The sequence below is a fragment of the Lacticaseibacillus jixianensis genome (assembly GCF_003946485.1).
In the GTDB taxonomy this organism is placed as follows: Bacteria; Bacillota; Bacilli; order Lactobacillales; family Lactobacillaceae; genus Lacticaseibacillus; species Lacticaseibacillus jixianensis.
Genome location: NZ_RHOJ01000006.1, coordinates 37,994 through 55,570, shown reverse-complemented (window position 1 = coordinate 55,570; position 17,577 = coordinate 37,994). Strand labels below are relative to the sequence as shown.

The window sequence follows — 17,577 nt, the reverse complement described above, 5'->3', positions numbered from 1 at the left end:
AGCCGGCCCACCGGACCGGCTCCCCGTTAGTTCAGTTGCGCCAGCACACTGCTGGGAATGCTGCCTTTGCTGATTGGACTAGGGCCCTTCACGACCCGCTTGGCCGAGATCTCAGCCGTCACGAACTGGCCCACGGTCAGCGGCATTGGGCCATCCGGAGCCTGCTTGGTTTCGTAGCCGAGCTGCCGGGTGTCGCCGCTCTTGGTCACCCAGGTGAAGTCATAGTCGTAGTAGTAGTACTGCTGACCATTGACCTTATAATCCTTGCCGTTCTCCACGGCCTTCTTTTTGACCACTGTGGTCACTTTCGCGTAAGCGGTCGTCGTTTGGTAGGTGCTCCGGTAGTACGAGTAGCCCCACACCCCGATGGCGACAACCACGACGGCGGCAATCAAACCGATGATCTTTTTCATTATTGATCCTCCTTGCGGTGAGTGTCCTTCTTTGGGGCCTTCTTCAGTCCCCTGAAGGCGGCCTGCAGTTTGGCGAAGCGGCCGGGGTCTTCCTCGCGGGCTTTGCGCACCATTTTGGCAAAATCGTAAGACTGAGGAAGCGCCGGCTGATCAGATCTTGATTTCTTGAATAAACTCATGACACCCTCCTATTCCGGAAGCGCCGCGGCATCAGGCCGGCGGTAGGACATGATGATGGCCACCGCGACCAGCTGCAACACGATCAGCACAGCGCTGTAATTCGGCACGAGCACGTAGCCGATAAAGGCCCAGAGGCAAAGCAGGTTGCCGAGCATCAGCCGCGGCCGTTTCAGCGCGCGCAGGTAGCCGAGTACGTGAAGCAAGGCGCCGAGCACGCCCACCCCCCACCACTTCGGCTCCCACAGCATCAAAAGCCGCCCCACTGCCGGCAGGCTGAAGCCTGTGTGCAGTGCGGTCATGCAGGCCCACAGCACCACCGCCACGCTGAAGAGCGCATACAGCAGGCTGTAAAGGCCGATCAATTTGATGATAGAAGGTTTCATGACGTGACCAATCCCTTAGTAAGAATATCTTCAGTATACGAAGTTCACTGCGCGGCGCAAACGCCGAATTCCCTATTTGCAAAAAACTAAACTTTTGCTATACTGAATTACGTTCTGAAAATAGTTTACCACATGGAGAGTTGGCAGAGTGGTAATGCAACGGACTCGAAATCCGTCGAACCGGCTTATACCGGCGCACGAGTTCGAATCTCGTACTCTCCTTACTAGATGGCTGTTGTTTCAGCCTACCGCAACCTATCTCTGGGTTGCGGTTTTTTTGACTTCATCTTAGCTGAAAGAAAACAGAAAAGAATTTCAATCTCACCATTTGGCTGAACCGCCAATCACATCGGTCTAGATGCTTCAGGCAAAACTATATAACCGTAACCCCTTCCTACCAGCCGGCAATTTCCAATTGTCTTAGTGTCTCCCCTCGCCCAACACCTTGGTGAGGACCGCCGCCAGTAATTCTTCGGTGTAGGCTCGGTTCTCCGCCAGCATGAACACCGTCTGCTCGGCCAGCGAGGCGGCCGGTGCCGCCTTCTGCCAGGCCGTTGCGCGCGCTTCAACTTGAGTTTCGGTGAACTGCTCCGCCGCCAAGGTGTCGGCAGCATCGGCAATCAATGCCCTTAACTGTTTTTCTTCCATCATTATTCCTCCACTAAATGAAAAATATTCCGAATCTGATAGCGCCGCCAAAGCCATTAAAGAACGGCCGATCCCGATTTTCAATGAATAACGGTCATTTTTTAATTATAGATATAAAATTATGTTGATTATTAGAATTTACCGTGTTAACCTTTTGTTGTAAGTTAATTCACGTGTCAGGGGGGCAAACCTATGCAATCAAAAGACTATGTTCAGTGTGTCAATCAGGAACTCGAACGGTTACTGGTTTTTGAAACCGTATTCAAGGAATACGCTCATACCTGCCATAACATCGAGAAAGGCAACTGCCTCGCCAGCGAAAGTTTTGAGCGCATCCACCTTTACTTCACCAAAAACGTCATCCGCTTCGATCGCTTCGTCGATCAGTGTGCGGCCGTCTCCGCGCCGTCCGGCTATGAGCGCTTCAACCAGCTGCTGGTGCACGGCCTGCGCGGGATCAGGGCATCGCTGATCGACATGCTCAACGCGATCCAGCCCGATCACGTCGACCACTCGCAGTTTTCCGGGGCCCTGCGGCAGCAGCAAGCCGCCCGCGAGCAGATCAATAACGCGTTTGAAGAGATCAACGTGCCCGCCTTCTAGCGCGGCGCAAGACGGAAAAGGCGTCCAGCCATGCTGGACGCCTTTTGCCTGCCGCAAGGCCTACTGCTCGTGGCCCTCTTCCGGCAGGAGGATCGTCTGGTTTTCACCGTCGTCATACGCCATCACGGTGTCTGGAAAGCTGGGGTCATAATCGAACGGCAGGTCAAAGGCAATCTGGGTATCGCTGTTTTTCTCCGAGAACGCAACGGTGAGCTTGCCCTTCGTGTTGAGCAGATCAAAGCGAAGCAGGTTGCCAAGCGCCACGACGCCCGTCAGGTCCTGGTCGATGATCATCCAAAGCGAGTCGATGATCTCGCCGGGGAGCTTGGCGATGACGCCGTAAGTGGCAAAGCGACTGTGGTTAGCTGAGAACATGTCTATTCCTCCTGTTCCTCCGGGCTTGTGATCGCCGCAAACTTGGCGTCAACGACCTTGGCGAGGGCTTTGGGCGCGATGCCGACCGAGCGGCCGATCTTGCCGGCGCTGACGATGATCTCCGGCTCCTTCAGCGCCTCTTCCCCGATAAAGATGGGATAGTGGTGCCGCGCATGGATCCCGATCGGCGTGTTGGCGCCGTGCTCGTAGCCGGTGGTTTTCTCCAGTTCCTTGAGCGGGATCATCCCGACCTTCTTGTTGCCCGAGGCCTTAGCCAGCTTCTTGTAATCGATGTGCATGTCCAGCGGCACCACGCCGATCAGCGGGCCGGACTTATTGCCGGTCAAAGCCAGCGTCTTGTAAATGCGGTGCTCGGGCACTGCCAGATGATCGACGGATAGCTGCGCCACGTCTCCGGCCTCGTGGGTCGGAAACTCGTACGGGGTGTACGCCACGTTCTGCTTGTCGAGCATCTTCTCGACCAAGGTCTTGTCGTCCTTTTTCTTCTTGCTCATGCTGCGCCTCCGGTTCCATTGTACCGATTTCAGCCGGGGTTTGACAGTTCGCCGCCCCGCTAAAAAAAGTGCGGTTGCCCGCACTCGTCAGCTTATGCCCCCCGGTAAGTGGTCAGGGTCATCATGTCGTAACCCTTCAGCTTATCGCGGCCGTGCAGGTCCTCCAGCTCAACGATGAAGGCCGTGCCAACAACGATGCCGCCGAGCTTTTCCACCAGCGCGATCGTCGCGAAAATGGTGCCGCCGGTGGCCAGGAGGTCATCCACCACCAGGACCCGTTGGCCGGGCTTAACGGCGTCTTTGTGAAGGTAAAGCGTCTCACTGCCGTACTCCAGGTCGTAGGAGGCGCTGACCGTTGGCCGCGGCAACTTACCCTTCTTGCGGGCCGGCGCAAAGCCGACGCCCAGCTTGTAGGCGACCGGGCACCCCACAATAAAGCCGCGGGCTTCCGGGCCCACGACCATCTCAACGCCTTTGTCTTTGGCGTAGGCGACCAGTTCGTTCGTCGCGGCGGCGTATGCTTCACCATTGGCCATCAGCGGCGAAATATCACGGTAGACAATGCCCGGTTCCGGGAAATCCGGGACGCTTGCGATGTAGTCTTTATAATTGATCGTCATGAATTCAATTCCTCATTTCTCTGCCGTCAACCAACGCTCAAGTTCTGCCCGCGGCGCTGTTTGCAGTCGGTGCGCGAGCGTCAAAAACGCCGCTTGATGCTGATAGGCCACGCTTTCTTGCAAGGCCCGTTTGGCGGGATGGGCGGTGACGGTGATTTGGGACCCATCTATTCTAACAAATCCCAACTCAAAAAACACCTGTACGGCTAAAATCGCCTGCCGCACCGTCAAATGGACCTGCTTCGCCAAGGCCGGCAGATGGTGCTTGTCAAAGCCGGGATTAGCCGCCAAAAAGTGGAGCACGCTGCCGCATTCCTGCCGGTTCGGCACCGCCACCAGCGCGGCGGCCGGCGCCGTGAAGACCACGCGCACCGGCAAAGTCAGGTGCGTCATGGTTTGCTGCAGCGCCGCCTCATCCGGGGGCAGGTCGACCAGGACGGCGTTGGCTACGGGCGCGGCCAGCGCCGTCGCCATCATCGTCGGGCCGCCGAACATGAAGGCTGCAGTCAGCGCCTGCTTCTGCTTGGCATCAAAGAAGACATAGTTGTACGCGCCGCGAAACTGCTCGGCACTGGCCTGCGGCAGCCGCATGTCGATCAGGCTGGGCGCCTTCAGTTCCCAGTCCACCAGGCGCAGCTGCAAGCTAGTGCGGCCCTGCCAGGTGTTCTCGTCAAGGTGCAGCGCCAGTTTGGCCTGGCTGGCCGCCGCAAGCGCCGCGGCGTCGGCGCCCCGGTTGAACGCCACGACCTTTTGCCCGTCCACGCGAAAGCGCAGGTGGGCGTTGGTTTTGCCCATTTGCTGCACGTCCGTCAAGCGACTGGGCACGTAGGCGAACGTCGGCTCCTCGTTGCCCGGACCAAACGGCGCCAGCTGGCGCATCAGCTGGTAGTTCTCCAGGGTCAAATCAGCCGCGTCCAGCCGCCCGCTGATCGCCAAAACCGGTTTGGCCGCGGCCTTGAGCGAAACGGCCGCGGCCTGTTCCATCGCCGCGTGCACCGCCTTGAGGTTGGCCACCGGGACCGTCAGCCCGGCCGCCATGGCGTGCCCGCCAAAGTGCGTCATCTGCGCGCGGGCCGCGTCCAGCGCCTTAAAAAGGTTGTAAGCCGGCACCGAGCGGCCGGACCCCTTGGCAGTTTGCCCGTCCTTGGCGATGTTCAGCACCAAGGTCGGCTTGCCCGTGGCTTCGACCAGGTGGGACGCCACGATACCAAGGACCCCTTCGTGCCACCCCTGCCTGGCGATGATGAGCGTCTTGGTGGCCTGATTCTCTGGGCTTTGCGCAATGGCCAGGGCCTCCTGCGAGATCTTAGCCACGAGCGCCTGCCGCTTTTGGTTCAATTCGTTGACTGTGGCGGCCAGCTTGGCGGCCTCGTCTTCATCAAACGTGGTCAGCAAGGTCACGCCGGGATTGGCGTCACCCAGCCGGCCCAGCGCGTTCAGGCGCGGCCCCAGGCCAAAGCCGATCGCGGTTTCGTCGACTTTGGCGGGATCCAGGTCGGCCACCTTGATCAAAGCGTTGATCCCGGGCCGCTGCTGCTGGCGGATCAGCTGCAGGCCCATTTGGACGATCAGGCGATTTTCGCCCGTCAGACTCACGATGTCCGCGACGGTCCCCATGGCGGCCAAATCAAGGCAATCGGTGGCCGGTTCGCCAAGCAGCGCGCTGGCAAGCTTAAAGGCAACGCCGGCGCCGGAGAGGTCCGGAAACGGGTAGTGCCCTTCCGGATGCCGCGGGTGAACCACGGCGACGGCGTGCGGCAGGTTCGCCGGCAGCTCGTGGTGATCGGTGACCACCACGTCCATCCCCGCAGCCATCGCCTGATCAATCACGGCCGCGCCGCCCACGCCATTGTCCACGGTGATGACCAGCTGGGTGCCGTTTTTGCGCAGGTAATCGTAGACCTCAGGATTCGGGCCGTAGCCGTCCGTGAAGCGGTCCGGGATGAACGTCTCGACGTTGTCGGCCCCCAGCGCGTTTTCCAGGGTGTCCTTCATGATCGCAGTTGCGGTCAGGCCATCCACGTCGTAGTCCCCGTAGATGGTGATCTTCTCCTGCTGCGCGATCGCTTGGGTGATCCGCGCGACTGCCTTGTGCATGTCGTGCAGCGCAAAGGGATCGTTCAACCGGCTGAGGTCGGGCGTGCAAAATGCGGTCAAAGCGTCCTTATCTAAAATCCCGCGCTGGATCAGCAGGCGGGCCAAAAACGGCTTTACGCCGAGGTCCTGGGCCACCTGCGCGATCTGCTCGGCGGCTGGTTGGGCGGCTTCTTGCCACTGGTAATGTGCCATCGTCGTCTTCCTTTCTAACCGCAATAGTATATCAGACTTTCTCGGCGGCCGCCGGGACAGTTTTTGGAAACCAGTAATGAAAGCGTGGTATAATCAACTTGTTATAAGAATCTCAGCCCAACTTCGATCAGTGACTGAAACGAAATGGAGAGAAACATTATGGCAGAAGACAAAGTAAAAAAGGCAACGAAAATCGTTGTCGACATCCCCGATGAGGACGCCAAGATCGCCGAAAAGGCAATGAACGATCAGGGGTTTGTGACCCCCAAGGAACTGCCTCGGCTGACTGACATCGATTACTCCCGCTCCCTGGCCGCCGTCTTGACCAAGGCCCGCGAAGGCAAGTCTGAAGAAGGCTACATCTACAGCGAGGAATTCGATTTCGCTGGCGGTGAGATCGAGAACATCATCTGGAATATGGACCAGATCAAAAACCGTGACGCCGCCAAGCGGACGCTTGCCGACCACATGGGCTTGACCATGCCGACTGAAACCTTATCCAAGGCGGACAAAGAAACCTTCTAACTTGATGACCCACGCCTGCCAGCCCGGCAGGCGTTTTTTTGAAGGTGCGGCGGGTTCGCGCACTTAGGCAGACGCATTGCCGCTACGCATGTCAGCTTGTACGCGCTATGCGCTACAAGCTGATCATAGCCTGGTGCTTTGCTCGCAAAGCGAGTGAAGCGCCGGGCGTAGCAATGCGCTCTGCCGTTGCGAACCCAAAGCCCAATTATGAAGGTGCAGAGGCTTGGCGTATTTAGCCCGACAGCTAGCCTAGCTTCCACCATTGTCGGCGTATTTTGCCGACGAGGGTGGGAGCGTAGCTAGATGCTCGGGCGTTGCCAAGCCGGCGCCCGATTACGACAAGGTGCGAAGGGTCGCCGGTCTTAGCCCGACCCGCAACCCAATTAGACAAGGAGACTCCATGGACCAAATCCAGAAATTCTTTCAGGCAGCGATTGCGGTCGGTGTCATTCCCGCCGGCACGCCGCTGGGCGAAGCCTACGCACTGGGCGCCACCAAGGCCGACCAAGACCACCTTGCTGACCTCGTGCGCACCGGCGTCAAAACCGCCACCAGCAGTGGCTTCGCCCTGTACGCGAAGGACAACGCCCCCCTGCCGGTGGCCGGCGCGTTTGACATCATTCTTGACGGCAGCGGCGCCCCGGTCGCCCTGGTGTACACCGACCGCGTCGAGGTCCGCTCGTTTGCCGCGGTGCCCGCAGCGCACGCGTTCAAAGAGGGCGAAGGCGACCGGACGCTGGCCCACTGGCGCAAGGTGCACCAGGCCTTCTTTACCCAGGAATACCAGGCGGCCGGCCTCACTTTCGACCCCGCCGCCTCGCTGGTGGTGCTGGAGTCCTTCCACGTGCTGTACCCACCTGCGGCACACTAATCAAACCATTGCCCAGCGGCAAGGCGCAAAAACACCCAGACGCGTCGGTCTGGGTGTTTTTGGCGTAGGCAAAGCGTAGGCAAAAGGGCCAATTAACCGGGCCGCCTGCGCGAAGAATCCTTATTTCCCCTTGGTATCGTCCTCGTTCATCTTCAAAATGCTCATGAACGCCTCTTGTGGCACCTCGACGGAGCCGACCGCCTTCATGCGCTTCTTACCGGCCTTCTGCTTTTCCAGCAGCTTGCGTTTGCGGGTGATGTCACCGCCATAGCACTTCGCCAGCACGTTCTTGCGGTACGCCTTAACGGTGCTGCGGGCGATGATCTTGGTCCCGATGGCGGCCTGGATCGGCACTTCGAACTGCTGGCGCGGAATGGTCTCCTTGAGCTTGGCGACGATGGCGCGGCCGCGGTCGTACGCAAAGTCCTTGTGCACGATGGTCGACAGCGCATCGACCGGATCACCATTGAGCAGGATGTCCATTTTCACCAAATCAGACGCCCGGTACCCGGTGACCTCGTAGTCCAGGCTCGCGTAGCCCTTGGTCGACGACTTCAGCTGATCGAAAAAGTCGTAGATGATTTCCGACAGCGGCAGGTTGTAGATCACGTTGACGCGGTACTTGTCCAGGTAGTCCATCGTGACAAACTCGCCGCGCTTACGTTGGGCGATCTCCATCACCGGGCCGACGTAATCGTTGGGCACCATGATGCTGGCCTTGACGAACGGCTCGCGGATCTCCTTGACCTCACTAGTATCCGGCAGCTCCGCCGGGTTATCGATCGTGATGCTGGTGCCGTCGGTTTTGTCGACCTGATAATCAACACTGGGTGCCGTCATGATCAGATCTAGGTCAAAGTCCCGCTCAAGGCGCTCCTGCACCACATCCATGTGCAAGAGCCCCAGGAAGCCAACGCGAAACCCAAAGCCCAGCGCCTGCGAGGTCTCGGGCTCAAACTCTAGGGCCGCGTCGTTCAGCTGCAGCTTCTCAAGCGCCTCGCGCAGGTCGTTAAACTTGGCGTTATCGACGGGAAACAGCCCGGAATACACCATGGGCGTGATCTGGCGGAACCCGGCCAGCGGCTTGTCCGCCGGATTATCGACCAAGGTCACGGTGTCGCCGACGCGGGTGTCCTGGATGGTCTTGATCGCCGCGGTGATGTAGCCCACGTCGCCGACCATGAGGTAATCCTTCTGCACCGCCTTCGGGGACATCACCCCAACCTCGGTGACCTCGTAGCGCTTGTGATTGCTCATCAGCTCGATGGTGTCGCCCACCTGAACGATCCCGTCCTCGACCCGCACGGCCAGCACGACGCCGCGGTACGAATCGTAGACTGAGTCAAAAATCAGGGCCTTTAGCGGCTTATCCAGGTCCCCCTTAGGTGCGGGAATGTCCGAGACAATGCGCTCAAGGACCTCAGGGACCCCGAGCCCCGTTTTGGCCGAAGTCAAAATGGCATCCGAGGCGTCAAGGCCGATCATTTCCTCGATTTCTTCCTTCACCACGTCCGGCTGGGCGCTGGGCAGATCGACCTTGTTGATGATCGGCACGATTTCCAGGTCATCGTCCAGCGCCAGGTACACGTTGGCCAGCGTCTGCGCCTCGACCCCCTGCGCGGCGTCGACCAAAAGCAGCGCCCCTTCACATGCGGCGAGGCTGCGGCTGACCTCGTAAGAAAAGTCGACGTGCCCTGGGGTATCGATCAGGTGAAAGATGTAGGTCTCCCCGTCCTTGGCCTGGTAGTGCAGTTCGACGGCGTTCAGCTTGATGGTGATGCCGCGCTCGCGCTCCAGCGGCATGTCGTCAAGGACCTGGGCCTGCATGTCGCGCTTGGCGATCGTGTCCGTGAGCTCCAGGATCCGGTCGGCCAACGTCGACTTGCCGTGGTCGATGTGCGCCACGATAGAAAAATTACGAATATGCTGCTGGCGCCGTTTTAGCGCCGCTTTATCGATATCAGCCATGAGTGCCCACTTTCTGTGTTGTTCTAATCAGTCTATTATAACAAGCCGACCGGATGGACTCAAACCGCACGGCCACACAACGGCTTGGACGAACTCGTCAGGCGCGCGGACTCAAAAAGAAACTGCTCGGGTGAGCAGTTTCTTTTTGGTTACTTATTCTTGAACGCTTCCTTGACCCGGTCGAAAAGCGATCCTTCGTGCGGGGTGACGTCCTCACCGCTGGCCGCGGCAAAGGCCATCAAGGCGTCCTTTTGCTTCTGGTTCAAGCCCTTCGGCGTTGCCACGGTGACGGTGACCATCTGATCGCCAAAGCCCGCGTTGGGCCGGTTCGGGTTCGGAGCGCCTTTACCGCGCAGGCGGAACTTGCTGTCCGTCTGGGTCCCGGCGGGGATCTTCAGCTCCACTGGGCCGTGCACCGTGTCGACCTTGATCGTGTCACCCAAGGCCGCCTGGGCAAAACTGATCGGCAGCTTGTAGTAGATCGTCGTGCCGTCGCGGTCGAACTTATCACTCTTGGCCACGCGGAACACGATGAACAGGTCCCCATACGGGCCGTTGTTGGTGCCGGCCTCGCCGGCACCGTGCAACCGGATCTGCTGGCCGTCCTCGACGCCGCCTGGCACCTTCACGTCGATCGTGTGCCGCTGCTTCTCGTGGCCGCTGCCGCCGCAGGTCGGGCACTTCTCCTTGATCTCTTTACCGGTGCCGTGGCACACATCGCAGACCTCACGGGTCATCATTGCGCCCAGCGGCGTGTTGCGCTGCACCTGAATGTACCCAGAACCGTGGCACTTGGAACAGGTCACAGGACTGGTGCCAGGCTTGGCGCCTGAGCCGTTGCAGGTGTGGCAGACCGCTTCTCGATCGTAGGAGATCTTGGTGTCCTTGCCAAATACCGCCTCTTCAAAGGTCAGGTCCATGCGGTACTGCAAATCGGCCCCTTGGCGCGGCGCAGTGGCGCTTTGGCCGCCGCCCTGACCGCCGCCGAAGAACTGGCTGAAGATGTCGTCAAAGCCGCCGAACCCTTGACTGCCGCCAAAGCTGGAGAAGCCCTGACTCCCGCCAAAGCCCTGACCGCCGAAGCCCTGGGCCCCGTCGGCAGAGCCGTACTGGTCATAGGCCGCCCGCTTTTGCGGGTCGGACAGGACCTGATAGGCCTCGTTGATCTCTTTGAATTTCGCCTCGGCGCCCGGCGCGTGGTTAATGTCCGGATGGTACTTTTTCGAGAGCTGCCGAAAGGCCTTTTTGATCTCGTCGTCGCTGGCATCCCGGGCGACACCGAGTGTTTCGTAATAATCCTTGTCTGCCATTGTTGCCTCCTTGAAATGGGTGCGTACGCCCAAAAAAGCTTACTCAGGATACCACATTCTGGCCAAGGCGCGCAAAACGCCTCACCAAACAAAAAGCCAAAGCCAGTTGGCCTTGGCTTCATTCTAGGACAGACGATTACTTCTTGTCGTCGTTGACATCCTTGTACTCGCCGTCGAAGGTCTTGCCATCGTCGCCGCTTGCCGCGGAACCGGTGCTGCCAGCCGCACTGCTGCCTTGGGCATCGCCCTTAGCCTGCTGCTCTTTTTGCGCCTGTTCGTAAAGCTTGACGGTCAGATCTTGCACGATCTTATTCAGGTCGTCGCGCTTGGTCTTCATGTCCTCGATGTTGTTTTCTTGTTGCGCCTTCTTCAGTGCATCCTCGGCGTCTTGCGCCTTCTTGATCTCTTCGTCGGACACTTTGCCCTTGAGGTCCTTCAGCGTCTTGTCGGTCTGGAAGATCAGCTGGTCAACGTCGTTCTTGAGGTCGACTTCTTCCTTGCGCTTCTTGTCGGCTTCCTCGTTTTCCTTGGCTTCCTTCATCATGCGATCGATCTCTTCGTCGGACAGGCCTGACGAACTCTTGATCGTGATGTTCTGGGACTTGCCGGTGCCTAGGTCCTTGGCGGAAACCTGCACGATGCCGTTCTTGTCGATGTCAAACTTGACTTCGATCTGAGGAACGCCCCGCGGTGCCGCCGGAATGTCGGTCAGCTGGAAGCGGCCGAGCGTCTTGTTATCCGCGGCCATTGGGCGTTCGCCCTGCAGCACGTGAATGTCAACGGCTGGCTGGTTGTCCGCAGCAGTGGAGAAGACTTGGCTCTTGGAAGTCGGGATCGTCGTGTTGCGGTCGATCAGCTTGGTGAACACGCCGCCCATGGTTTCGATGCCAAGCGACAACGGGGTGACATCCAGCAGTACGACATCCTTGACGTCACCGGAAATGACTCCGCCCTGAATGGCAGCGCCCAGCGCAACGGCCTCGTCAGGGTTGATGCTGTGATCAGGCTCCTTGCCGGTCCAGCTCTTGACGGCTTCCTGAACGGCTGGGATCCGGGTGGACCCACCATTTAAGATGACCTTGTCGATGTCGGCGTTGGTGAGCCCGGCATCCTTCATGGCGTTTTCAACCGGGATCTTGGTCTTGTCGACCAAGTCCTCAGTCATCTGATCGAATTGTGCCTTAGTCAGCGTGCGTTCCAAGTGCAGCGGGCCGTTGGCGCCAGCAGAAATGAATGGCAGTGAGATCTGGGTCTGAGAAACCCCGGACAGGTCCTTCTTCGCCTTTTCGGCGGCGTCCTTCAGGCGCTGCATCGCCATCTTATCCTTGGACAGGTCGATGTTGTTGTCCTTCTTGAACTCGCTGACCAGCCAGTCGATGATCTTGTTGTCAAAATCATCGCCGCCCAGGTGCGTGTCGCCGTTGGTGGACAGGACTTCAAAGACGCCGTCGCCCAGTTGCAGGATGGACACATCAAACGTGCCCCCGCCAAGGTCGTAAACCAGGACCTTTTCGTCCTTGTCGCCCTTGTCCAGGCCATAGGCCAAGGCCGAAGCGGTTGGTTCGTTAACGATCCGAGAGACGTTCAGCCCGGCGATCTTGCCGGCATCCTTAGTCGCCTGACGCTGTGAGTCGTTGAAGTAAGCCGGCACGGTGATGACCGCATCGGTGACTTCCTCACCCAGGTAATCTTCAGCAAACTTCTTGATGTATTGCAGGATCATCGCAGAAATTTCCTGCGGGGTGTATTCCTTGTCGCCGACCTTGACCTTGTATCCAGCTTCGCCCATGTGACGCTTGATCGAAGTGATGGTGTCCGGGTTGGTGATGGCTTGCCGCTTGGCCACTTCACCAACTTGAATTTCGCCGTCTTTGAACGCCACAACGGATGGCGTGGTGCGGTTGCCTTCTGGGTTGGTGATGATCTTCGGCTGGCCGCCTTCAAGTACCGCGACCGCAGAGTTAGTCGTTCCTAAGTCGATCCCAATTACTTTACTCATGGTAAATTCCCTTCTTTTAACAGTTTAATTGACTAATTTGCAACAACGACCATGGCTGGCCGCAGCACCCGGTCCTTGAGCTTGTAGCCCTTTTGCAGGACCTGGACCACGGTGTCTTTCGCGTGGTCTTGATCGGCCGCCACGGTTTGCACGGCCTGCTCAAGCGTCGGGTCAAACTTGCCTTTGGCCTCAATTTCGGTGACGCCATTTGCCTTCAAGGCGTTGTCCAGGTGGTTGTAGACCATCTCGACGCCCTTCTTCAGCGAAGCGGCGCCGTCGTCTTTGACCTCGGTCGCTAAGGCCCGCTCAAGGTTATCCAGCACTGGCAACACCGCGGCTGCCAGCTTCTGGCCGTCGTATTTCGCCATGTCCGCGCGCTCCTTGTTGAAGCGCTTGTTCATGTTGTTCATTTCGGCGGCCGCGCGCAGGTACTTGTCCTCAAGCTCGTCGCGCTCTTTTTGCAGCGCCGCAACGTCAACGTCGGACTCTGCGACCTGCTCTTTGAGGTCATCCTTCATTTCGGCCTCGATCTCGTCGCGCAGGCTTGGCTCCTTCTTTTGGGCCTTCGCCTCCGCCTTGGCTGCCGGCTTTGGTGCTTGCTTGGCTTCAGTCTTTTTGGTTTGCTTTTCTGTCAATTTCATGCCTCCTATCACTGATCGTAATGATTGTAGTAATCGGTCAGCCGCTTGGCGAGCTCTTCCCGGAAGGCATCAAGCAAACCGATCATTTTGGAGTATGGCATCTGCGTCGGCCCGATCAAAGCGATCATGCCGGTGCCGTGCTCGCCGACCGAATAATTCGCGGTCAGCAGGCTCAGGTTCTCCAGGACGTCTGGGGTCAGCTCAGAGCCGAGCTTGACCTTGATGTGAGAATCATGGAGCGGGCCGAGCAGTGTGTTGAACCCCTGGCGCCCCGGTCCCTGATCCTCGTCCATCATGGTCAACAGCCGTTTCAGCTGATCGACGTCGCTGTCGCCCAGGTAATCCATCAGGTTCAGGCGCCCGCCGACGTAAAAGCGCTCGGCCGCGGCCTTCCGGAGGACATTGCCAAACAAATCAAGGAACCCGTCCGGGCTGGTCATGTACTTGAACAGGACGGTCGGCACCTCGGTTTGAAGCTTCTGGGCCACCTCACCCAAAGACAAGCCCACCAGCTGATCGTTGATGATCCGGATGGCTTTTTCAACCGCCTCGGAGTCGATCTCAGGGGGCAGCGTGAAGAGCTGACTCTCCACGTTGCCGTTGCTGGTGACCAGGATCGCCATCACCTGGTGGTTGCCCAGCGGCACCAGCCGGAAGCCGGTAAGCTTGAGGTTGGTGACCTCCGGGCCCAGGGTGATGGCCGTGTAACTCGTCAGATTCGACAGGATGCGCGCGCTTTGCGCCACGATCTCATCGATCTTGTAAAAATGCCCGCCGAACCCCTGCTGGATCGCAGCAATCTCGCTAGGCATGACCGCGGCCGGCTCGACGAGGTTGTCCAAGTAGTAACGGTAACCTTTAGTCGATGGGACGCGGCCGGAGCTGCTATGCGTCTTCTTGATCAGACCTTCGTCTTCAAGCGCGGCCATGTCATTTCTGATCGTTGCTGAACTGACGTGAACCGGCAGCTGCGCCATCAGCGCCTTGGACCCGACTGGCTGGCCGGTTTCGGTGTAAGAGCGAATGATCTGAGTTAGGACGAGCAGTTGGCGTTTTGTCAACATAATCCCACCTTCTTTTAGCACTGAAAGCTCTTGAGTGCTAAGTACACTACTTAATATACCAATGGCGATTAGCAAAGTCAACGTCAGTCTGCTAATTCCCGCCGTTTTCACAAAAAAATCGGTCCCGGGACCGAGACCGATCATCATCGCGCACCACCTTAAATCAGCTGACCATCGATGAGGAACTGCTGGAAGACTTCATTACCCAAAAACTGCCCTTGGTTGGTCAGCCGGACGGCGTCCCCGGCAACTTCGATCAGCTGCTGGTCCGCCAGCCTTTGAAGCAGGTCGCCGTAGACGTCTTGAATGGTCATGTGGTAGCGGCTTGCGAAGCGCTGTTGGGAAACGCCTGCGCGGGTGCGCAGGCCGAGGAACATCTCCTCTTCGATCTGCTCTTCCAAGGGGACCAGGTGGTGCTCGATGACCGGGACCTTGTGCGCGTGCAGCGGGGCCAGGTACTGCTTGATCGGACCAAAATTGTGGTAGCGATCGCGGCCGATGTAGCCGAACGCCCCCGCCCCAAAGCCGAAGTAGTGCTCATTTTGCCAGTAAAGCAGGTTGTGCTGGCACTGGTACCCGAGCTTGGCAAAGTTTGAGATCTCGTACTGGTGCCGGCCGGCGGCTTCCATCAGGTCGATGGCGTCCTGGTACATGTCCGCTTCGACGTCCTGACTCGGCAGCTGCAGGCGCCCGGACCGCATCAGGTTGTAAAAGATGGTTTTGCGCTCGAGGATCAACGAATAAGTGGAGTAATGCGGCAGATCAAGCGCCAGCGCCTTGTGCAGACTGCTTAAGAAGTCCTCGCGGCTCTGCTGCGGCAGCCGAAAGATCAAGTCGATCGACAGGTTGTCAAACCCAACCGCGCGGGCATTGGCAATCGCTTGGTAGACATCCTTGGCCCGGTGGGTGCGGCCGATGCGCTTCAGGATCTCGTCGTTGAAGGACTGCACGCCGATCGACAGCCGGTTGACCCCGTTATCATGCAGCACTTGCAGCTTGTCCTTGGTCAGCAGGTCATTAGGATTGGCCTCAAACGTGAATTCTCCGTGGTCAAAGTGCAGCGCAGCGCGAATACCCGTGATCAGCCGTTCAAGCTGCGCCGGCGTCAAAGCCGTGGGCGTGCCACCCCCGACGTACACGGTCTGGATGGTCTCGTCTGGATGGCTGGCCATGACCAGCTTCATCTCGCGGATCAGCATGGCGACGTAATCGTCCACCGGCTGGCCCTCGATGAACACTTTATTGAAATCGCAATAATAGCAAATATGTGAACAAAACGGAATGTGCACGTACGCGCCAGCCATTAGTCCGTCAGCTCCTTCAAGTATGCCACGGCATCCTGTTCGTCCTGGCCGAGCTGCTTCACTAGTCCCGCCGCGGAATCAAACATCATGTCCCCGCGCAGCCGGTGCACCCACTCCACGCGCACGGGCTCGCCATAAATATCCTGATGAAAAGCAAACAAGTTGACCTCAACGGTGACCGGGCGGCCCGGGCCAAAGGTAATGTTCCGGCCGACCGAGGCCATGCCCGGATACCAGTGGCCCAACACCTTAAGGCGGACCACGTAAACAGCAATACCCGGGATCCGCTCATTGGCTGGTGCCTGCACGTTGGCCGTGGGGTAGCCGATCGTGCTCCCCCGCGCTTCACCGTGAACGACTGTGCCGCTGGTTTGGTAGCGGTAGCCGAGCAGGTGGTTGGCCAGGTCCACGTCCCCTTCGTCCAGCGCCTTGCGCACGCGCGTCGAGGAGACCTTTTGCCCGCCGGCCACGGCCTTGGGTACGGTGATGATGGCAAACCGCTCCCGGGCGTAACGCGGCAGCGTCTGCATGTTGGCGATGTCGTGCTTGCCGTAAGTGTAGTCAAAGCCGGCGACCACCACGGCGGCGTTCAGCCCCACGAGGTACTGGTCGACAAAGGCCTGGGGCTTAAGCGCCGCAAACGCGTCAGTAAAGTGGACAAAATACAGCAGGTCCACCCCGCAGTCCGCCATCAGCTCGATTTTGCGGGGCCGCGGGGACAGGTACTTGACCTGATCGGCGGCAACGCCGCGGTAGATCACCGCGGGATGAACGTCAAACGTCATCACGGCCAGCTTCAGCCCGCGCTGATCGGCCTCGCGCTTGGCGCGGGCGATCACCGCCTGGTGGCCGCAGTGCACCCCATCAAAAAACCCCAGTGCCAGCACGATCGGCTGGCTGGGTACCAACGCCGCCGTTAACGGCGGGTGAACATCGATCACTTGCATCCTAATCTCCTCACCATCAGCCAACCCCTTCGTTGGCCAAAAACATCACTGCCGGGCGAAACGCCGCCCCTTCGCGCTGATAAACCGCCTTGAACACGCCGCAATAGGTCAACCCGACCTGCGCTGCGGCCGCGTCCAGGAGCAGGCTGCGGCCGTTTTTCACCGCCTCCCACTGCCCGTCGCTGAGGGCCACGAGCGCAAGCCTTGGGTAAGCGAACGTGATTGGCCGCAGGTGGGCCGAAGCCGCCGCCGGGGCAGTCTCGCGGGTCAGCGGCCGCAGATCAAGGGTGTCTGCCAAGGTAAACCCGCCGCTTTGGGTCCGGGTCAGCTGCTCCATCACCGCCGGGACCCCCAGCAGCCGGCCCGCGTCAACGGCCAGCGTGCGAATGTAGGTCCCTTTTGAGACCTGCGCCTGGAACTTGAAGCGCTGGGTCCCCGTGGCCGGGTCAAAGGTGCTAGGGGCAGTCCGCGTGAACGCAAAGACGTGCACCTGCCGGCTCGGCCGGGCCACCGTCTCGCCTTTGCGGGCGTAATCGTAAAGGCGCCGGCCGTTCACTTTAACGGCCGAGTACATCGGCGGCGTTTGGGTGATCTCCCCGGTCAACTGCGCGAGCACCGCGTCGATCTGCGCGTCGGTGAACGGTGCTGAGAGCTTGGTGCGCGCCACCTCGGCGCCATCCAGATCCTCGGTTTCGGTGGCAAAGCCCAAAATGGCCTCACCGGTGTAGGTCTTGCCCAGCGTCATCAGGGCCGGCACCGCCTTGGTGGCCGCCCCCAAGGCAATGGGCAGCACCCCGTCAACACTGGGGTCCAGCGTGCCGGAGTGGCCCACTTTTTTCATGCGCAGCAGGTAGCGAAGCTTGCTGACAACATCGGCAGACGTCATCCCCGCCGGTTTGTAGACTGGTAAAATGCCGTCCAT

At 59.2% G+C, this 17,577-nt stretch carries 19 protein-coding genes and 1 tRNA gene; 4 read left to right on the top strand and 16 right to left on the bottom strand.

Features of this window, described 5'->3' with window-relative positions; all coding sequences use genetic code 11:
- Positions 1-26 precede the first annotated feature (26 nt).
- The 3 genes from EKM85_RS04230 to EKM85_RS04220 are packed head-to-tail and all read right to left on the bottom strand — an operon-like array spanning position 27 to position 976.
- Positions 27-413, bottom strand: coding sequence for a DUF1093 domain-containing protein (locus EKM85_RS04230; protein WP_125585021.1), 387 nt, complete (start codon positions 411-413; stop codon positions 27-29).
- Positions 413-592 carry a hypothetical protein gene (locus EKM85_RS04225; protein ID WP_125585020.1) on the bottom strand — a complete coding sequence of 60 codons (180 nt, stop codon included), beginning with the start codon at positions 590-592 and terminating at the stop codon, positions 413-415. The genes EKM85_RS04230 and EKM85_RS04225 overlap by 1 nt, the downstream gene beginning before the upstream one ends.
- A gap of 9 nt (positions 593-601) precedes the next feature.
- Positions 602-976: a hypothetical protein gene (locus tag EKM85_RS04220; protein ID WP_125585019.1), complete on the bottom strand. Its 375-nt coding sequence runs from the start codon at positions 974-976 to the stop codon at positions 602-604.
- A gap of 134 nt (positions 977-1,110) precedes the next feature.
- Here EKM85_RS04220 and EKM85_RS04215 point away from each other — a divergent pair.
- Positions 1,111-1,198: transfer RNA gene (locus EKM85_RS04215), tRNA-Ser, on the top strand.
- Positions 1,199-1,396: 198 nt separating this feature from the next.
- Here the strand turns inward: EKM85_RS04215 and EKM85_RS04210 are convergent.
- Entirely contained in the window at positions 1,397-1,624 is a 228-nt protein-coding gene (locus tag EKM85_RS04210; protein ID WP_125585018.1) for a hypothetical protein, read from the bottom strand.
- A 192-nt stretch (positions 1,625-1,816) separates the two neighbouring features.
- Between EKM85_RS04210 and EKM85_RS04205 the strand changes: the two genes are divergently transcribed.
- A complete protein-coding gene (locus tag EKM85_RS04205; protein ID WP_125585017.1) occupies positions 1,817-2,227 on the top strand; it encodes a hypothetical protein in 411 nt (136 codons plus the stop codon).
- A gap of 60 nt (positions 2,228-2,287) precedes the next feature.
- On the opposite strand, the gene EKM85_RS04200 is transcribed toward EKM85_RS04205, so the two are convergent.
- The 4 genes from EKM85_RS04200 to recJ form a co-directional block, all read right to left on the bottom strand.
- Positions 2,288-2,602, bottom strand: coding sequence for a DUF960 domain-containing protein (locus EKM85_RS04200; RefSeq protein ID WP_125585016.1), 315 nt, complete (start codon positions 2,600-2,602; stop codon positions 2,288-2,290).
- A 2-nt stretch (positions 2,603-2,604) separates the two neighbouring features.
- Entirely contained in the window at positions 2,605-3,117 is a 513-nt protein-coding gene (gene ybaK, locus EKM85_RS04195) for a Cys-tRNA(Pro) deacylase (protein WP_125585015.1), read from the bottom strand.
- A 92-nt stretch (positions 3,118-3,209) separates the two neighbouring features.
- Positions 3,210-3,737, bottom strand: coding sequence for an adenine phosphoribosyltransferase (locus EKM85_RS04190; RefSeq protein ID WP_125585014.1), 528 nt, complete (start codon positions 3,735-3,737; stop codon positions 3,210-3,212).
- Between the two features lie 12 nt (positions 3,738-3,749).
- A complete protein-coding gene (gene recJ / locus EKM85_RS04185; protein WP_125585013.1) occupies positions 3,750-6,026 on the bottom strand; it encodes a single-stranded-DNA-specific exonuclease RecJ in 2,277 nt (758 codons plus the stop codon).
- Positions 6,027-6,185: 159 nt separating this feature from the next.
- On the opposite strand from recJ, the gene EKM85_RS04180 reads away from it, so the two are divergent.
- Positions 6,186-6,551, top strand: a complete 366-nt coding sequence (locus tag EKM85_RS04180) for a hypothetical protein (RefSeq protein ID WP_125585012.1) — start codon at positions 6,186-6,188, stop codon at positions 6,549-6,551.
- Between the two features lie 400 nt (positions 6,552-6,951).
- Positions 6,952-7,422 (top strand): ASCH domain-containing protein, encoded by a 471-nt coding sequence (locus tag EKM85_RS04175; protein WP_125585011.1) that lies wholly within the window; start codon positions 6,952-6,954, stop codon positions 7,420-7,422.
- 120 nt (positions 7,423-7,542) lie between these two features.
- Here the strand turns inward: EKM85_RS04175 and lepA are convergent, their stop codons facing one another.
- The 8 genes from lepA to truB form a co-directional block, all read right to left on the bottom strand.
- On the bottom strand, positions 7,543-9,390 hold the full coding sequence (lepA, locus tag EKM85_RS04170; RefSeq protein ID WP_164510658.1) for a translation elongation factor 4: 1,848 nt from the start codon (positions 9,388-9,390) through the stop codon (positions 7,543-7,545).
- A gap of 149 nt (positions 9,391-9,539) precedes the next feature.
- Positions 9,540-10,700 carry a molecular chaperone DnaJ gene (dnaJ, locus tag EKM85_RS04165; protein WP_125585010.1) on the bottom strand — a complete coding sequence of 387 codons (1,161 nt, stop codon included), beginning with the start codon at positions 10,698-10,700 and terminating at the stop codon, positions 9,540-9,542.
- A gap of 136 nt (positions 10,701-10,836) precedes the next feature.
- Positions 10,837-12,699 (bottom strand): molecular chaperone DnaK, encoded by a 1,863-nt coding sequence (gene dnaK / locus EKM85_RS04160; protein WP_125585009.1) that lies wholly within the window; start codon positions 12,697-12,699, stop codon positions 10,837-10,839.
- Between the two features lie 32 nt (positions 12,700-12,731).
- A complete protein-coding gene (gene grpE / locus EKM85_RS04155) occupies positions 12,732-13,340 on the bottom strand; it encodes a nucleotide exchange factor GrpE (protein WP_125585008.1) in 609 nt (202 codons plus the stop codon).
- Positions 13,341-13,348: 8 nt separating this feature from the next.
- Positions 13,349-14,404, bottom strand: a complete 1,056-nt coding sequence (gene hrcA, locus EKM85_RS04150; protein WP_125585007.1) for a heat-inducible transcriptional repressor HrcA — start codon at positions 14,402-14,404, stop codon at positions 13,349-13,351.
- A 158-nt stretch (positions 14,405-14,562) separates the two neighbouring features.
- Complete coding sequence (gene hemW / locus EKM85_RS04145) at positions 14,563-15,708, bottom strand: radical SAM family heme chaperone HemW (RefSeq protein WP_125585006.1); 1,146 nt, start codon at positions 15,706-15,708, stop codon at positions 14,563-14,565.
- Entirely contained in the window at positions 15,708-16,655 is a 948-nt protein-coding gene (ribF, locus tag EKM85_RS04140) for a riboflavin biosynthesis protein RibF (protein WP_125585005.1), read from the bottom strand. Before ribF ends, hemW begins: the two co-directional genes overlap by 1 nt.
- Before the next feature lie 16 nt (positions 16,656-16,671).
- Positions 16,672-17,577, bottom strand: coding sequence for a tRNA pseudouridine(55) synthase TruB (gene truB, locus EKM85_RS04135; RefSeq protein WP_125585004.1), 906 nt, complete (start codon positions 17,575-17,577; stop codon positions 16,672-16,674).

Coding starts and splice junctions, on each gene's coding strand:
- lepA (WP_164510658.1), bottom strand. CDS start 9,390: ATGGCTGATATCGATAAAGCGGCGCTAAAACGGCGCCAGCAGCATATT.
- EKM85_RS04190 (WP_125585014.1), bottom strand. CDS start 3,737: ATGACGATCAATTATAAAGACTACATCGCAAGCGTCCCGGATTTCCCG.
- hemW (WP_125585006.1), bottom strand. CDS start 15,708: ATGGCTGGCGCGTACGTGCACATTCCGTTTTGTTCACATATTTGCTAT.
- EKM85_RS04180 (WP_125585012.1), top strand. CDS start 6,186: ATGGCAGAAGACAAAGTAAAAAAGGCAACGAAAATCGTTGTCGACATC.
- recJ (WP_125585013.1), bottom strand. CDS start 6,026: ATGGCACATTACCAGTGGCAAGAAGCCGCCCAACCAGCCGCCGAGCAG.
- EKM85_RS04175 (WP_125585011.1), top strand. CDS start 6,952: ATGGACCAAATCCAGAAATTCTTTCAGGCAGCGATTGCGGTCGGTGTC.
- EKM85_RS04200 (WP_125585016.1), bottom strand. CDS start 2,602: ATGTTCTCAGCTAACCACAGTCGCTTTGCCACTTACGGCGTCATCGCC.
- dnaJ (WP_125585010.1), bottom strand. CDS start 10,700: ATGGCAGACAAGGATTATTACGAAACACTCGGTGTCGCCCGGGATGCC.
- EKM85_RS04205 (WP_125585017.1), top strand. CDS start 1,817: ATGCAATCAAAAGACTATGTTCAGTGTGTCAATCAGGAACTCGAACGG.
- EKM85_RS04210 (WP_125585018.1), bottom strand. CDS start 1,624: ATGGAAGAAAAACAGTTAAGGGCATTGATTGCCGATGCTGCCGACACC.
- truB (WP_125585004.1), bottom strand. CDS start 17,577: ATGGACGGCATTTTACCAGTCTACAAACCGGCGGGGATGACGTCTGCC.
- dnaK (WP_125585009.1), bottom strand. CDS start 12,699: ATGAGTAAAGTAATTGGGATCGACTTAGGAACGACTAACTCTGCGGTC.
- hrcA (WP_125585007.1), bottom strand. CDS start 14,404: ATGTTGACAAAACGCCAACTGCTCGTCCTAACTCAGATCATTCGCTCT.
- EKM85_RS04230 (WP_125585021.1), bottom strand. CDS start 413: ATGAAAAAGATCATCGGTTTGATTGCCGCCGTCGTGGTTGTCGCCATC.
- EKM85_RS04220 (WP_125585019.1), bottom strand. CDS start 976: ATGAAACCTTCTATCATCAAATTGATCGGCCTTTACAGCCTGCTGTAT.
- ribF (WP_125585005.1), bottom strand. CDS start 16,655: ATGCAAGTGATCGATGTTCACCCGCCGTTAACGGCGGCGTTGGTACCC.
- EKM85_RS04225 (WP_125585020.1), bottom strand. CDS start 592: ATGAGTTTATTCAAGAAATCAAGATCTGATCAGCCGGCGCTTCCTCAG.
- ybaK (WP_125585015.1), bottom strand. CDS start 3,117: ATGAGCAAGAAGAAAAAGGACGACAAGACCTTGGTCGAGAAGATGCTC.
- grpE (WP_125585008.1), bottom strand. CDS start 13,340: ATGAAATTGACAGAAAAGCAAACCAAAAAGACTGAAGCCAAGCAAGCA.